Genomic DNA, 14,073 nt, shown 5'->3' with positions numbered 1-14,073 from the left:
CGGCGTGCGCCTGTCGCAGCTACTGACTGTGCGGCATTGGCGGCTGGGTGCTGGGCCTCGTCACCGAGCGCTCGGCTGCCACGCACGGTCTCCAAAGCCCGACTGCCGGCCGGGGTTCGGTCCCGCAGCCAACAATGGCGGCCATCCGCGGGCCGCCGGCCCGCACCACCCTGGCCCGCGGGCCGAAGGAGCAGCATCTTGGAATACCGTCATCTGGGCCGATCGGGCCTCAAGGTCCCCGTCCTGAGCTTCGGCACCGGCACCTTCGGGGGCAAGGGCGAGTTCTTCCAGGCCTGGGGCAGCACCGACGTGGCCGAGGCCCGCAAGCTGATCGACATCTGCCTCGACGCGGGGGTCAACATGTTCGACAGCGCCGACATCTACTCGGGCGGCGCGGCCGAGTCGGTGCTCGGCGAAGCGATCAAGGGCCGGCCGCGCGACAAGCTGCTGATCTCGACCAAGGCCACCTTCCGCAGCGGCGAGGGCGCCAACGAGGTCGGCTCCTCGCGTTATCACCTGGTCGCCGCGGTCGACGCGGCCCTGAAGCGCCTGGGCACCGACTACATCGACCTGTTCCAGCTGCACGGCTTCGATGCCGCGACGCCGGTGGAAGAGACGCTCTCGACGCTCGACGACCTGGTGCGCGCCGGCAAGCTGCGCTACGTGGGCGCCTCCAACTTCTCGGGCTGGCACCTGATGAAGTCGCTGGGCGTGGCCGAGCGCTACGGCTATCCGCGCTACGTGGCGCACCAGGCCTACTACTCGCTGGTGGGCCGCGACTACGAATGGGAGCTGATGCCGCTGGCGCAGGACCAGGGCGTGGGCGCGGTGGTGTGGAGCCCGCTGGGCTGGGGCCGCCTCACGGGCAAGATCCGCCGCGGCCAGCCGCTGCCGGCCAACAGTCGCCTGCACGTCACGGCCGACATGGGCCCGCCGGTGCCCGACGAGCTGCTGTACCGCGTCGTCGATGCGCTCGAGAAGATCGCCGGCGAGACCGGCAAGACGGTGCCGCAGGTGGCGCTGAACTGGCTGCTGCAGCGTCCGACGGTGTCGAGCGTGGTGATCGGCGCGCGCGACGAGCAGCAGCTGCGCCAGAACCTCGGCGCGGTGGGCTGGAACCTCACGAAGGAGCAGGTGGCCGAGCTCGACGCGGCGAGCACGACGACGCTGGCCTATCCGTACTGGCACCAGCGCGGCTTCGCCGAGCGCAATCCGGCGCCGGTCTGATCGGGCTCAGCCCTTCTCGGGCGTCAGGCTCAGCACCCAGCGCTTGAAGTGCTCGAGCGCCCCCGAGGCCGGCCGGCCCTCGGGATAGGCGAAGTAGTAGCCCTGGCTCACGTCGAGGCTGCGGTCGATCGGGATCACGAGCTCGCCGGTGCGCAGCTCGTGCTGGATCAAGAGGCGCGGCGCCAGGCCCACGCCCATGCCGGCCGCGGTGGCGGCCGTCACCATGGTGAAGAGCTCGTAGCGCGGCCCGCGCGAGGCATGCACCGTGTAGTCCCAGCCCTGCTGCGCATACCAGTCGCGCCAGGCATGGGCGCGCGTGCTCAGGTGCACGTGGCGGCAGCGCGCGAACGCGGCCTCGTCCCAGGGGCCGTTGGCATCGCGGAAGGCCGGGCTGCACACCGGCACCATCTCGCCCTCGGAGAAGATGCGCCCGCCGCGCGTGTCGGGCCAGAACTGGTCGCCGAAGTAGATCGCGGCGTCGTAGGCGTTCTCCTGGAACGAGAAGGGCTGCGAGCGCGCCGACAGGTTGACCGTGATGTTGGGATGCAGCCGGCTGAAATCGGGCAGGCGCGGAATCAGCCACTGGGTCGCGAAGGTGGGCACCACCGCCACCTCGAGCACGAAGCCCATGTCGTGGCCGGCGGCGATCTCCAGCGTGTCGCGCCGGATCTGGTCGAGGTGGCGGCGGATGCGCGCCGCGTACTCGCGGCCCACGTCGGTCAGCGTGAGCCGGCGCCGCACGCGCGAGAACAGCGCCACGCCGAGCCGCTGCTCGAGCATCGCCACCTGGCGGCCGACCGCGCTCTGCGTGAGCGCCAGTTCGCTCGCGGCGCGCGTGAAGCTGCCCAGCCGCGCCGAGGCCTCGAAGGCCTGCAGCGCGCCGAGGTTGGGTATGTCTTTTCTCATCTCGCCTGCTTGTCCTGGTGGGCCGATTCTGGCGCGGCCCGCTTTCCGTCAACCAAAGCATTCATCGCGTCGCCGATCCGGCGGTCTTCCTTCCGGGATCGCACAACGTCGTGCGCATTGAGCGTTTGTTGCGCCCGCCAGCGCGACTCTATTCTGCGTTCGGGCCTCCAGCGCGGCCCGCACGCACAAACACAAGGAGACTTTCGATGACCGCTTCGCGCGTATCGCCACGGCGCCATGCAGCCGCCTCGGCCTGCCTGCTGACCGGCGTCCTGGCCGGCGCCCTGGCGCTGCCGGCCTGGGCCCAGTCCGAGCAGACGGTGCTGATCGGCCATGCCGGCCCGCTCACGGGCGGCGCCGCCCACTGGGGCAAGGACAACGACAACGGCGCGCGGCTCGCGGTGGAGGATCTCAACAGGCAGAACCTGCTGATCGGCGGCAGGAAGATCAAGTTCGTGCTGCAGTCCGAGGACGACCAGGCCGACCCCAAGCAGGCGATGGTGGTCGCCAACAAGCTCGCCGACATGGGCGTGAAGGGCATCCTCGGTCACTTCAATTCGGGCGCCGCAATTCCCGCCTCGGCCGTCTACAGCCGCGCCGGCCTGCCTGACGTGTCGACCGCCACCAACCCGAGCTTCACGAAACAGGGCTACGACAACGTGTTCCGCATCCTTGCGAGCGACGACGACGTGGGCATGGCGATCGCGAACTACACGGTGAAGGAGCTCAAGGCCACGAAGATCGCCGTGATCGACGACCGCACCGCCTACGGGCAGGGCGCGGCCGAGGTGTTCGCGCGCGGCGTCAAGGCGCTGGGCGGCACCATCGTCGCGCAGGAGTACGGCAGCGACAAGGCGACCGACTTCATGGCGATCCTCACCAGCATCAAGGCGAAGCAGCCCGAGGTCGTGTTCTACGGCGGCATGGACGCGCAAGGCGGGCTGATCGCGCGCCAGATGAAGCAGCTCGGCATCACGGCCAAGCTGCTGGGCACCGACGGGCTGTGCACCAACGAGGTCGCCAGGATCAGCGGCGGCGCGGTCGACGGGCTGCTCTACTGCACGCGCGGCGGCAAGGAGGTCGAGAAGACCACCAGGGGCGCCGAGTTCGAGCAGCGCTACAAGGCGCGCTTCGGCGTCGACGTGCTGACCTACGCGCCCTATCTCTACGACGCGATGATGGCGCTGGCCGCCGGCATGCGCGAGGCCAACTCGGTCGAGCCCGCGGCCTACCTGCCGGCGATGCGCAAGGTGAAGTTCGACGGCGTGACCGGCGCCATCGCCTTCGATGCCAAGGGCAACCTGCAGAAGCCCGACTTCACCGTCTTCACCTACAAGGACGGCAAGCGCGTGCGCGTCGCCGGTTCTTGAGGCGGCCCCGGTGCGCACGCTCGATGCGGCCGAGACGGCCGCGGCCTTGCCCTGGGGACCGCTGGTCGAGGCCATGCTGCGGATGTTCGAGCGCGAACGCCGCGATGAGGCACGGGCCGCGCCGCGCACCGCGGTGCCGCTTGCGGCCGGCGGCACGATGCTGCTGATGCCCGCGGCCGACGCCGAGTTCGCCGCGCTCAAGACGGTGACCGTGCATGCGGGCAATGCGGCGCGCGGCCTGCCGGTGGTGCAGGGCGAGGTGGTGCTGCTCGATGCGGCCACCGGCACGCGGCTGCTCGCGCTCGACGGCAATGTGCTGACCGCGCGGCGCACGGCGGCCCTGTCGCTGGCCGGCGCGATGCGCGCGGGGCGCACGGGGGCGGAACACGTGCTGTTGATCGGCGCGGGCGTGCAGGCGCGCGCGCATGCCGAGGCGCTGGCCGAACTGTGGGGTGTGCGCCGGCTCGCGATCCATGCGCGCACCGCGGCCCATGCCGAGGACCTCGCGCGGCACATGCGTTCGCTGGGCGTCGAGGCGCAGGCGATCGCCGATCCGGACGCCGTCGCGCGCGAGGCCGACCTCGTCGTCGCCGCGACCAATGCGCTCGACCCCGTGGTGCCGCCGGACCTGCGCCCCGATGCCTGCGTGATCGCGATCGGCGCCTACCGCGCCGACATGGCCGAGGTGCCCACCGCGCTGGTGCGCCGCGGCAGCGTGTTTGTGGATACGCTGGAGGGCGCGCGCCGCGAGGCCGGCGACCTGATCCGCGCCGACGTCGATTGGCGCGCCGTGCAGGACTTCGCGCATGCGGTGCCCGCGGCGGCCCGTGCGCCGGTGCTGGTCAAGACCGTGGGCCATGCGCTGTGGGATCTGGCGGCGGCGCGGCTGGCGCATGACGAAGGAAGGTGACGATGACGAGCGGAGCGAAAGGCATTGCATGCGGCGTGTGGTGATCATCGGCGGCGGGGCCATCGGCTCGGCCATTGCCTATTTCCTGAGTCGCGATCCAGCGCAGGAGCCCTTCGAGGTCACGGTGGTCGAGCGCGACTTCTCGTACAGCCAGGCTTCGTCGGCGCTGTCGGCCAGCTCGATCCGCCAGCAGTTCTCGACCGCCATCAACATCGAGATGTCGCGCTACGGCATCGACTTCTTCCGCGGCCTGGGCCAGACGCTGCGCGTGGGCGACGAGGTGCCCGACATCGGCCTGGTCGAGCCCGGCTACCTGTACCTGGCCTCGGCGGCGGGCGAGGGCGTGCTGCGCGAGAACCATGCGTTGCAGAAGGCCCATGCGGTCGACGTGGCGCTGCTCGCGCCCGCGGAACTGAAAGCGCGCTTTCCGTGGCTCGGCGTGGAAGGCGTCGCGCTGGGATCGCTGGGCCTGTCGGGCGAGGGCTGGTACGACGGCTACAGCCTGCTGCAGGCCTTCCGCAGGAAGGCCGTGTCGCAGGGCGTGCGCTACGTGCAGGCGCAGGCGACCGGGCTGCAATGCGAAGGGCGCCTCGTGCGCGGCGTCGTGCTCGCCGACGGCCAGGCCCTGCCGGCCGACCTGGTCGTGAATGCCGCGGGCGCCTGGGCCGCGACGGTGGCGCGCTGGGCCGGCATCGAGCTGCCGGTGCGCGGCCGTCGGCGCAGCGTGTTCAGCTTCTCGTGTCCCGAGTCGCTGCCCGGCTGCCCGCTGGTGATCGACACCTCGGGCATCTGGCTGCGCCCCGAGGGCCGCCAGTTCATCTGCGGCTTCGCGCCGCCCGAGGACCAGGATCCCGACGACGCGCCGCTCGAGGTCGAGTACGAGGCTTTCGACGGTTTCATCTGGCCCGCGCTGGCCGAACGCGTGCCGGCCTTCGAGGCCATCCGCATGACCGGCGCCTGGGCCGGCTACTACGAGATGAACCTGTTCGACCACAACGCCATCCTCGGCCTGCACCCGGACTGCGACAACCTCTACTTCGCCAACGGCTTCTCGGGCCATGGCCTGCAGCAGTGCCCGGCGGCGGGGCGCGGCGTGGCCGAGCTGATCCGCTTCGGCGGCTACCGCAGCCTCGACCTGTCGGCCGTGGGCTTCGAGCGCATCCTGCGCAACATGCCGCTCTTGGAGCGCAACGTCATCTAGGGGCAAACCTCGCGGGCGTAGGATGGCCCCCGAAAGGTGTCCCGACATGACCGCCAAGACATTGACCGACACGGCCGCCGCGCTGCTGGCCGCCGACAAGGGCCTGCTCGCGATGGACGAGAGCAACGCCACCTGCAACAAGCGCTTCGCCGCGCTCGGCATCCCGCAGACCGAGGCGGCGCGGCGCGACTGGCGCGAGCTGATCGTCACGGCGCCCGGGCTGTCCGACAGCATCGGCGGCGCGATCCTGTTCGACGAGACGCTGCGCCAGACCACCCACGCCGGCGTGCCCTTCGCGCAGGCCCTGGCCGCCGCGGGCATCGTGCCGGGCATCAAGGTCGACACCGGCGCCAAGCCGCTCGCGGGCCATCCGGGCGAGACCGTGACCGAGGGCCTCGACGGCCTGCGCGAACGGCTGGCCGAGTACGCGGGCCTGGGCGCGCGCTTCGCCAAGTGGCGCGGCGTGATCGCGATCGGCGCGGGCCTGCCCAGCCGCGCCTGCATCCGCGTCAACGCCCACGCGCTCGCGCGCTATGCGGCGCTGTGCCAGGAAGCCGGCCTGGTGCCGATCGTCGAGCCCGAGGTGCTGATGGACGGCGACCATTCGCTCGCGCGCTGCGCCGAGGTCACGGAAGAAGTGCTGCACCGCACCTTCGCCGAGCTGCGCGCGCAGGGCGTGCTGCTCGAGGGCATGCTGCTCAAGCCGAACATGGTGCTGCCGGCTCAGAACGCCGCCGTGCAGGACGACGTGGCAGCGGTGGCCGATGCCACGGTGCATTGCCTGCTGCGCAGCGTGCCCGCGGCGGTGCCGGGCGTGGCCTTCCTCTCGGGCGGGCAGTCGGCGCAGCTCGCCTCGGCGCGGCTCAATGCGATGAATGCCCGCTTCGGCGCGCGGCTGCCGTGGGCGCTGAGCTTCTCGTTCTCGCGCGCGGTGCAGCAGCCCGCGCTCGAGCTCTGGAAGGGCGACCCGGCCCGCGTGTCCGAGGCGCAGAAGGCCTTGGTGTTCCGCGCGCGCTGCAACCGGGCCGCGCGGCGCGGCACCTACGATGCGCGCAACGACGCGCCGCTGTAGGCCGCCCCCTCATTTCCCATCCCTTCAGAAAAAGAGACGAGACGCTTCATGGACTTCCAGGACCAGTACCGCCGCAAGCGCGCGAGCGCTGCCGATGCCGTGCGCCAGGTGCGCAACGGCGACATGATCATCGTGCCCACCGGCGTGGGCGAGCCGCCCGCGCTGCTCGAGGCGCTGTCCGAGCAGCGGCGCGATTTCCGCGACGTCAAGGTCGCGCAGATCCTCGCGATGCGCAAGTACGCCTACATCGATCCCGAGACGGTGGCGCATGTGCGCCACGTCGCGCTGTTCTTCGGCGGCGCCACGCGCGCGGGCGGGCAGGAGGGCTGGATCGATTTCCTGCCCAACTACTTCTCGGAGATCCCGGCGCAGATCGAGCGCGGCCAGATTCCGGCCGACGTGGTCTTCAGCATGGCCTCGCCGATGGACGCGCACGGCTACTTCGCGCTGAGCCTGGGTGCGGACTACACGATGGCCGCCGTGGCCAAGGCGCGCGCGGTGGTGCTCGAGGTCAACCCGAACGTGCCTTTCGCGCATGGCGCTTGCCATGTGCACGTGTCGCAGGTGGCGGCGCTGGTCGAGAGCGAGGCGCCGGTGCTCGAGGTGGGGCTGCCCAAGATCGGTCCGGTGCAGCAGGCGATCGGCAAGTACGTGGCCGAGCGCATCGACGACGGCTCGACCTTGCAGATCGGCTATGGCGGCATTCCCGACGCGGTGGTGATGCAGCTCACGGCCAAGCGCGACCTCGGCATCCACACCGAGATGATCGGCGACGGCATCCTCACGCTGGTGGAGAGCGGCGCCGTGACCAACCGGCGCAAGAACCACCTGCCGGGCAAGTTGATCGCGACCTTCGCGCTGGGCTCGAGCAAGCTCTACCGCTTCATGGACCGCAACCCGGCGCTCGAGATGCATCCGGTGAACTTCACCAACGACCCGGCGCTCGCGGGCCTCAACGACAACCTGGTCGCGATCAACGCCACCATGCAGATCGACCTGCTGGGCCAGTGCGGCTCCGAGAGCCTGGGCCATGCGCCGTACTCGGGCACGGGCGGGCAGTCGGACTTCGTGCGCGCGGCCAACCGTTCGCGCGGCGGCAAGGCCTTCATCGTGCTGCCCTCGACCGCCAAGGGCGACACCATCTCGCGCATCGTGCCCTCGCTGTCTCCCGGCACGCACGTGAGCACGAGCAAGAACGACATCGACTACGTGGTGACCGAGCATGGCGTGGCGCAACTGCGCGGCAAGTCGGCCAGGCAGCGCGCGCGCGAGCTGATCGCGATCGCGCATCCGGCGTTTCGCGCGGAACTCGAAGAGCAGGCGCAGCGGCTGAGGCTGCTCTAGCGAGTTCTTGCGGCGCGCGGCCGACTGTCGTCAGCCCGCCTTCGCCGCGCTCACCAGCGCGGGCGCCGAGCGATAGCTCTCGGGAAAGAGCTTCTTGAGGTCGTCGATCTTCGGCCAGTCGTTGACGACGATGTAGCCGTGGTCCGGGTGCTTCGTGAGGAAGTCCTGGTGGTAGTCCTCGGCGGCGTAGAAGGGCTTGCCCGTCTCGATGGTGGTGGCCAGCGGCTTGCCGAAGGTCTTGGCCTGGTTCAGCTGCGCGATGTAGGCCTTCGCGATACGCGCCTGCTCGGCGTTCTCCGCGAACACGGTGGAGCGGTACTGGGTGCCGGTGTCGGGGCCCTGGCGGTTGAGCTCGGTCGGGTCGTGCGCGACCGAGAAATAGATCTGCAGCAGCTTGCCGTAGCTGATCTGCTTGGGGTCGTAGGTGATGCGCACCGATTCCGCATGGCCGGTGCGGCCCGAGCCGACCTCGTCGTACCTGGCGGTCTTGGCATCGCCGCCCGCATAGCCCGAGACGGCATTGCTCACGCCCTGCACGCGCTGGAACACGCCCTGCACGCCCCAGAAGCAGCCGCCCGCGAAGACGGCGGTTTCGGTCTTCGCGGCGGGTGGCGCCACGAGGTCGGCGGTGGGCGCGGGCACGCGGCGCGCGGGCTCGGCGGCGGAAGGCACGGCGTGCCAGATGGTGGCGGCGGCGACGATGGCGGCCGCCGAAAGTGCGAAGGTCTTCATGGAGTGCCTCGAGGGTGGGGGTGGCGGCGTCGACCGCGCAACCATGCCGTGCCGCGCGGCTTTCGTCAATGCGGAGCGAGGGTGGCCCGGCGGCGGTCGCGCCGGGGCCGCCCGTCGCGCCTTACTTCTTCATCTCGTCCTTGCCCATGGCGTCCTTCTTCATGGCGTCCTTGGCCATGCCGTCCTTCGCCATGTGGTCCTTCTTCATCGCGTCCTTGGACATGCCATCCTTGGCCATGGCGTCCTTCTTCATGCCGTCCTTGGCCATGGCATCCTTCGACATCGCATCCTTGGCCATCTCGTCGGCCGCGAAGGCGGTGGAGGCGGCACCGAAGGCCAGGCAGGTGGCGAGCAGGGTGGCGGTGAGCTTGTTCATATCGGTTCTCCTGAGTGAGTGGATTTCGTCTTCATCAAAAAATGGCGCGGTCCGCAAGGAACTCGGCCTCTCGCTTTCATCGGCAACCAGGTCGTCGCGGGCGACGGCTCAGCTCCCTCCGAACCAGTTGTAGCCCTGGTCTTCCCAGTAGCCACCTGAATAGGTATTGCTGACGAACAGCGCCTGGATGTGCTTGGGGTTCTTGTAGCCAAGCTTGGTCGGCATCCGCAGCTTCATCGGAAAGCCGTACTTCGGCGGCAGCACCTCGCCGTCGTAGGTCAGCGCCAGCAGGGTCTGCGGATGCAGCGCGGTGGCCATGTCGATGCTGGTGTAGTAGTCGTCGGCGCACTTGAAGCCGACGTAGCGCGCGGTGGTGTCGGCACCGACGTGGCGCAGAAAATCGGCGAAGCGCACGCCGCCCCAGCGGCCGATGGCACTCCAGCCCTCGACGCAGATATGGCGCGTGATCTGCTCGTGCTGCGGCATGGCACGCAGCTCGGGCAGGGTCCAGCGGCGCTTGTCGGCGACCAGTCCTGTGACCTCGAGGCGGTAGCTTTCCCCGTCGACCTCGCGGACCTCGTCCTCGCCGTAGTAGGCATTGAACGGAAAGGGCCGCGTGATCATCGAGGCGGGATAGGTCTCGGCGAGTTGCGTGGGGCTGAAGATCAGGCCCTGCACCCGGTCGTTGAAGCGCGAGATCTTCGAGAGCGCGGCCTCGACGTGGCTGTCGTCGCTGATGCTGCAGCCTGTGAGCAGCGACAGGCCACCCAGGGTCAGCGAGCGTTGCAGGAAGGCGCGGCGTGCGGGGTGCTCGACCTTCTTCGCGATCAGTTGGCGGGCTTCTTTCACCACTGCCTCGCTGTCGACGGCGGTCATCCTTGGGGCTTTGAAGATTCTCATGTCTGGCTTTGGTTGTGAAGAGCCACGAAATTCATTGGGATCCCCGAGGCAAACGCCCAAGCACCATCGCAAGCAAGGTGCGAGGAACCAGCGCCACCATGACCAGATGCAGCGCGACGAAGGCAACAAGCGAAGCCATGCCGAAGAAGTGAATGCGCCGCGCGAACTCGTAGCCACCCAGCAGATCGCGCAACACAGCAAACTGCACCGACTTCCAGAGCACCAGCCCCGACAGCACGATCAACACGATGTCGAGCATCACGAACAGGTAGGCCAGCCGCTGCACGTTGTTGTAGCGGCGCGGATCGGCATGCGAGAGCCGGCCCTTGAGTGCCGACAGCGCGTCGTGCCACACGCCGGCGGGCGTGACCGGAAAGAACTTGGCGGCCAGCCGTCCGCTCGCGATGTTGAGCGCCAGGTAGACGAAGCCGTTGAACACCAGCAGCCACATCGCCGCGAAGTGCCACTGCAAAGCGCCGCCGAGCCAGCCGCCGAGCGTGGCCCCGGACGGGAAGGTGAAGGGGAAGAAGGGCGCCGCGTTGTAGATGCGCCAGCCGCTCGTCACCAGCACCAGCACCGCCAGCGCATTGAGCCAGTGCGTGACGCGCATCCACAGCGGGTGGATGGGACGGGTGTCCGGGGCGGCGAGGGCGGTGCTGTTCATGGAGCGGATTCTTGGCCGCACCCCCTGGCCGATTCATCACGCAAAGTTCAAAGAATCGTGATAGCTCGGGAATCCGTATCGCGGGACAATCGGCGCCATGGACACCCCCAAACGCGTGCTGCTGGTCGAAGACGACGCCCACATCGCCGAATTGCTGCGCATGCACCTGCGCGACGAAGGCTATGCGGTGGTGCATGCGGCCGATGGGCACGCGGGGCTGCGCGAACTGGAGCGCGGCCAGTGGGACGCGCTGGTGCTCGACCTCATGCTGCCCGGCATCGACGGGCTCGAGATCTGCCGCCGCGCACGCGCCATGGCACGTTACACCCCGATCATCATCATCAGCGCGCGCTCGAGCGAGGTGCACCGCATCCTCGGCCTCGAGCTCGGCGCCGACGACTACCTGGCCAAGCCCTTCTCGGTGCTCGAGCTGGTGGCGCGCGTGAAGGCGCTGATCCGCCGCACCGATGCGCTGGCGCGCAATGCGCGGCTGGAGTCGGGCAGCCTCGCGCTCGGCAACCTCGAGATCGAGCCGCTCGCGCGCGAGGTGCGCGTGGACGGCAAGGCCATCGAGCTCACGCCGCGCGAGTTCGACCTGTTGTACTTCTTCGCGCGCCATCCCGGCAAGGTGTTCTCGCGGCTCGACCTGCTCAACCAGGTCTGGGGCTACCAGCATGACGGCTACGAGCACACCGTCAACACCCACATCAACCGGTTGCGCACCAAGGTCGAGGCCGATCCGGCCGCACCGCGTCGCATCCTCACCGTCTGGGGCCGCGGCTACAAGCTCGCGGCCGACGGCCAGGAGGAGGCCGGGTCATGATAGGCTGGGCGACCCTCTCGCGCCGGCTGTCGCTGGTGTTCGCGCTGCTGCTGCTGGTGTGCTGCGGCGCCTCGGCCTGGCTGCAGCTGCGCGCGAACGGACGCCATGAGCAGGAGGTGGTGCAGCGGCTGTCGAGCGGGTTGGCCGCGCACATCGCCCAGAACGCCGAACTGATGCGCCCGGGCGGCCTCGACCCCGAGGCGGTGAAGCGGCTGTTCGACCAGTTGATGGCCGTGAACCCGAGCGTGGAGCTCTACGTGCTCGCGCCCGACGGCCGCATCGCGGCGCAGGCCGCGCCGCCGGGCCATCTCAAGCGCGACCGCGTCGACCTCGCGCCGGTGCGCCGCCTGCTCGCGGGCGAACCGATGCCGATCCTCGGCGAGGATCCGCGCAACCTGCAGGCGGCCAAGGTCTTCAGCGCCGCGCCGCTGCGCATGAACGGCCGCGAGGCGGGCTATGTCTACGTGGTGCTGCAGGGCGAGGACCACGATGCGCTGGCGGCCAACGTGGCGGCCGACAACGTGCTGCGCACCACCCTGTGGTCGATGGCGCTGGTGGCGCTGCTCGGGCTGGTGGCGGGCACGGCCGCGTCCTGGCTCATCACGCGGCCCCTGCGCGAACTCACGGCCGCGGTCCGGCGCTTCGAGACCGAGGGCATCGACGCGCTCGAGGGCCAGGCGCCCACGCTCGAGCGCATCGCGCGCGGCGGTGGCGAGATCGCCTTGCTCGCGCAGGCCTTCGCCCAGATGACGCGGCGCATCGCCGAGCAGTGGCGCGAGCTCACCCTGCAGGACCAGCAGCGGCGCGAGCTGTTCGCCAACGTCTCGCACGACCTGCGCACGCCGCTGACCTCGCTGCACGGCTACCTCGAGACCCTGCGCCTGAAGGCCGGCACGCTCGACGAGGAGGAGCGCCGCCGCTACCTCGACATCGCGCTCGACCAGAGCCGCAAGGTGGGACGGCTCGCGCAGGAGCTGTTCGAGCTGGCGCGGCTCGAGTACGGCGTGGTCAAGCCCGAGAAGGAGAGTTTCGCGCTGGCCGACCTGGTGCAGGACGTGTTCCAGAAGTTCGAGCTCGCGGCCGAGTCGCGGCAGCAGAGGCTGCGTCCCGACATCGCGCCGGGCCTGCCGGTGGTGTCGGCCGACCTCGGGATGATCGAGCGCGTGCTGACCAACCTGCTCGACAACGCGATCCGCCACACGCCGGCCGGCGGCGAGATCGTGGTGCAGCTGCGGGCGGCCACGGGCGACGAGGGCGCGGGCGTGACGGTGCAGGTCAGCGACACCGGGCCCGGCATTCCGCGCGAGCTGCAGCCCAGCCTGTTCACGCGCCCGGCCTTCACCGGCAGCGTGCGCAGCGATGGCTCGGGCGGCGGCGGGCTGGGGCTGGTGTTCGTGCAGCGCATCCTGCAGCTGCATGGCAGCGACATCCGGCTGGTGCCGCAGGCGGGTCGCGGCGCGGTGTTCCGCTTCCGGCTCTCGGGCGCCTGAGCACCGGGCGCATCGGTGCAAGCGCCGGTTGCGCGCGCGGCGGCCGATGCTACAAGCGGATGCGGGATGCAGGCACGTCGACCTGCACCCGACGATCCACCCAGGAGACACCGCCCATGCCCGACTTCCGCACCGTCGTCATCGACCAGGACCCGCAGCACCCGCGCATCGCGCGCCTCGTGCTCAACCGCCCCGAGAAGCTCAACGCCATCGCCGAGACCACGCCCACCGACATCCGCCATGCGGTGGAGTGGGCGCAGGCCGAGGACGAGGTGCACGTGATCGTGGTCGAGGGCGCGGGCCGCGCCTTCTGCGCCGGCTACGACCTCGGCGACTATGCCGAGGGCCACGGGCGCGGAGGGCAGGGCGAGCATCCGTGCCGGCAGGAGAAGACGCCCTGGGACCCGATGCTCGACTACGCCGCGATGAAGCGCAACACCGACGACTTCATGGCGCTGTGGCGCTGCACCAAGCCGACCATCGCCAAGGTGCATGGCTACGCGGTGGCCGGCGGCAGCGACATCGCGCTGTGCTGCGACCTGCTGGCCATGGCCGACGACGCGCGCATCGGCTACATGCCCACGCGCGTGTGGGGCTGCCCGACCACGGCCATGTGGACCTACCGGCTCGGCGCGCTGCGCGCCAAGCAATTGATGTTCACCGGCGACACCATCGACGGCGCGCAGGCGGCCGACTGGGGCCTCGCCAACTTCGCGGTGCCGGCCGACGAGCTCGACGCCGCCACGCTGAAGCTGGCGCTGCGCATCGCGGGCGTGCCGCGCTCGCACCTGATGATGCACAAGCTGGTGGTCAACCAGGTCTGGCACTCGATGGGCCTGGAGCAGAGCCAGATGTTCGCCACCGTGTTCGACGGCATCACGCGCCACAACCCCGAGGGCCTGTGGTTCCGCCGCCAGGCCGAGGCCGAGGGCTTCAAGAGCGCGGTGCAGTGGCGCGACAGCGGGCGCGACATCCCCGAAGGCGACGAGGCGAGGGCGCTGATCGCCGCGCTCGAGGCGAAGCTGGCCGCGCGCTCGTGATCGCGCGCGGCTGCGGCG

At 70.0% G+C, this 14,073-nt stretch carries 14 protein-coding genes; 9 read left to right on the top strand and 5 right to left on the bottom strand.

What is annotated here, in order from left to right; translation table 11 throughout:
- Positions 1 to 198: 198 nt before the first annotated feature.
- The gene (locus tag KV106_RS02625; RefSeq protein WP_057596714.1) at positions 199 to 1,227 is read left to right on the top strand and encodes an aldo/keto reductase; all 1,029 of its coding nucleotides are present in this window, start codon (positions 199 to 201) and stop codon (positions 1,225 to 1,227) included.
- A gap of 6 nt (positions 1,228 to 1,233) precedes the next feature.
- Here the strand turns inward: KV106_RS02625 and KV106_RS02620 are convergent, their stop codons facing one another.
- On the bottom strand, positions 1,234 to 2,133 hold the full coding sequence (locus KV106_RS02620; RefSeq protein ID WP_057596715.1) for a LysR substrate-binding domain-containing protein: 900 nt from the start codon (positions 2,131 to 2,133) through the stop codon (positions 1,234 to 1,236).
- 206 nt (positions 2,134 to 2,339) lie between these two features.
- Between KV106_RS02620 and KV106_RS02615 the strand changes: the two genes are divergently transcribed.
- The 5 genes from KV106_RS02615 to KV106_RS02595 are packed head-to-tail and all read left to right on the top strand — an operon-like array spanning position 2,340 to position 8,030.
- The gene (locus KV106_RS02615; RefSeq protein ID WP_261205946.1) at positions 2,340 to 3,503 is read left to right on the top strand and encodes a branched-chain amino acid ABC transporter substrate-binding protein; all 1,164 of its coding nucleotides are present in this window, start codon (positions 2,340 to 2,342) and stop codon (positions 3,501 to 3,503) included.
- 10 nt (positions 3,504 to 3,513) lie between these two features.
- Positions 3,514 to 4,413: a delta(1)-pyrroline-2-carboxylate reductase family protein gene (locus KV106_RS02610; RefSeq protein WP_261205945.1), complete on the top strand. Its 900-nt coding sequence runs from the start codon at positions 3,514 to 3,516 to the stop codon at positions 4,411 to 4,413.
- Between the two features lie 28 nt (positions 4,414 to 4,441).
- Positions 4,442 to 5,614: an NAD(P)/FAD-dependent oxidoreductase gene (locus tag KV106_RS02605; protein WP_261205944.1), complete on the top strand. Its 1,173-nt coding sequence runs from the start codon at positions 4,442 to 4,444 to the stop codon at positions 5,612 to 5,614.
- A 46-nt stretch (positions 5,615 to 5,660) separates the two neighbouring features.
- On the top strand, positions 5,661 to 6,686 hold the full coding sequence (locus tag KV106_RS02600; RefSeq protein WP_261205943.1) for a class I fructose-bisphosphate aldolase: 1,026 nt from the start codon (positions 5,661 to 5,663) through the stop codon (positions 6,684 to 6,686).
- A gap of 48 nt (positions 6,687 to 6,734) precedes the next feature.
- Entirely contained in the window at positions 6,735 to 8,030 is a 1,296-nt protein-coding gene (locus tag KV106_RS02595) for an acetyl-CoA hydrolase/transferase family protein (RefSeq protein ID WP_261205942.1), read from the top strand.
- A 30-nt stretch (positions 8,031 to 8,060) separates the two neighbouring features.
- On the opposite strand, the gene msrA is transcribed toward KV106_RS02595, so the two are convergent.
- The 4 genes from msrA to KV106_RS02575 all read right to left on the bottom strand — a co-directional run bounded on the left by msrA (position 8,061) and on the right by KV106_RS02575 (position 10,702).
- Positions 8,061 to 8,762, bottom strand: a complete 702-nt coding sequence (msrA, locus tag KV106_RS02590; RefSeq protein ID WP_261205941.1) for a peptide-methionine (S)-S-oxide reductase MsrA — start codon at positions 8,760 to 8,762, stop codon at positions 8,061 to 8,063.
- 121 nt (positions 8,763 to 8,883) lie between these two features.
- Entirely contained in the window at positions 8,884 to 9,138 is a 255-nt protein-coding gene (locus KV106_RS02585; RefSeq protein WP_261205940.1) for a pentapeptide MXKDX repeat protein, read from the bottom strand.
- 108 nt (positions 9,139 to 9,246) lie between these two features.
- Positions 9,247 to 10,038, bottom strand: coding sequence for a molybdopterin-dependent oxidoreductase (locus tag KV106_RS02580; RefSeq protein ID WP_057596728.1), 792 nt, complete (start codon positions 10,036 to 10,038; stop codon positions 9,247 to 9,249).
- A 31-nt stretch (positions 10,039 to 10,069) separates the two neighbouring features.
- The gene (locus KV106_RS02575) at positions 10,070 to 10,702 is read right to left on the bottom strand and encodes a cytochrome b/b6 domain-containing protein (RefSeq protein WP_261205939.1); all 633 of its coding nucleotides are present in this window, start codon (positions 10,700 to 10,702) and stop codon (positions 10,070 to 10,072) included.
- A 97-nt stretch (positions 10,703 to 10,799) separates the two neighbouring features.
- Here KV106_RS02575 and KV106_RS02570 point away from each other — a divergent pair, with 97 nt between their 5' ends.
- The 3 genes from KV106_RS02570 (at position 10,800) to KV106_RS02560 (ending at position 14,055) form a co-directional block, all read left to right on the top strand.
- Positions 10,800 to 11,525 (top strand): response regulator transcription factor, encoded by a 726-nt coding sequence (locus tag KV106_RS02570; RefSeq protein WP_057596730.1) that lies wholly within the window; start codon positions 10,800 to 10,802, stop codon positions 11,523 to 11,525.
- Positions 11,522 to 13,015 carry a sensor histidine kinase gene (locus KV106_RS02565; RefSeq protein ID WP_261205938.1) on the top strand — a complete coding sequence of 498 codons (1,494 nt, stop codon included), beginning with the start codon at positions 11,522 to 11,524 and terminating at the stop codon, positions 13,013 to 13,015. The genes KV106_RS02570 and KV106_RS02565 overlap by 4 nt, the downstream gene beginning before the upstream one ends.
- Positions 13,016 to 13,131: 116 nt before the next feature.
- Positions 13,132 to 14,055, top strand: a complete 924-nt coding sequence (locus tag KV106_RS02560) for a crotonase/enoyl-CoA hydratase family protein (RefSeq protein WP_261205937.1) — start codon at positions 13,132 to 13,134, stop codon at positions 14,053 to 14,055.
- Positions 14,056 to 14,073 lie beyond the last annotated feature (18 nt).

It is taken from the genome of Variovorax endophyticus, from assembly GCF_025376855.1.
In the GTDB taxonomy this organism is placed as follows: domain Bacteria; phylum Pseudomonadota; class Gammaproteobacteria; order Burkholderiales; family Burkholderiaceae_C; genus Variovorax.
This window is presented reverse-complemented; position numbering and strand designations above follow the sequence as displayed.

Bases quoted from the DNA above. Each gene is read 5' to 3' on its own strand.
- KV106_RS02595 (WP_261205942.1), top strand. From the start codon at position 6,735: ATGGACTTCCAGGACCAGTACCGCCGCAAGCGCGCGAGCGCTGCCGAT.
- KV106_RS02565 (WP_261205938.1), top strand. From the start codon at position 11,522: ATGATAGGCTGGGCGACCCTCTCGCGCCGGCTGTCGCTGGTGTTCGCG.
- KV106_RS02570 (WP_057596730.1), top strand. From the start codon at position 10,800: ATGGACACCCCCAAACGCGTGCTGCTGGTCGAAGACGACGCCCACATC.
- KV106_RS02620 (WP_057596715.1), bottom strand. From the start codon at position 2,133: ATGAGAAAAGACATACCCAACCTCGGCGCGCTGCAGGCCTTCGAGGCC.
- KV106_RS02575 (WP_261205939.1), bottom strand. From the start codon at position 10,702: ATGAACAGCACCGCCCTCGCCGCCCCGGACACCCGTCCCATCCACCCG.
- KV106_RS02585 (WP_261205940.1), bottom strand. From the start codon at position 9,138: ATGAACAAGCTCACCGCCACCCTGCTCGCCACCTGCCTGGCCTTCGGT.
- KV106_RS02615 (WP_261205946.1), top strand. From the start codon at position 2,340: ATGACCGCTTCGCGCGTATCGCCACGGCGCCATGCAGCCGCCTCGGCC.
- KV106_RS02560 (WP_261205937.1), top strand. From the start codon at position 13,132: ATGCCCGACTTCCGCACCGTCGTCATCGACCAGGACCCGCAGCACCCG.
- KV106_RS02605 (WP_261205944.1), top strand. From the start codon at position 4,442: ATGCGGCGTGTGGTGATCATCGGCGGCGGGGCCATCGGCTCGGCCATT.
- KV106_RS02580 (WP_057596728.1), bottom strand. From the start codon at position 10,038: ATGAGAATCTTCAAAGCCCCAAGGATGACCGCCGTCGACAGCGAGGCA.
- KV106_RS02600 (WP_261205943.1), top strand. From the start codon at position 5,661: ATGACCGCCAAGACATTGACCGACACGGCCGCCGCGCTGCTGGCCGCC.
- msrA (WP_261205941.1), bottom strand. From the start codon at position 8,762: ATGAAGACCTTCGCACTTTCGGCGGCCGCCATCGTCGCCGCCGCCACC.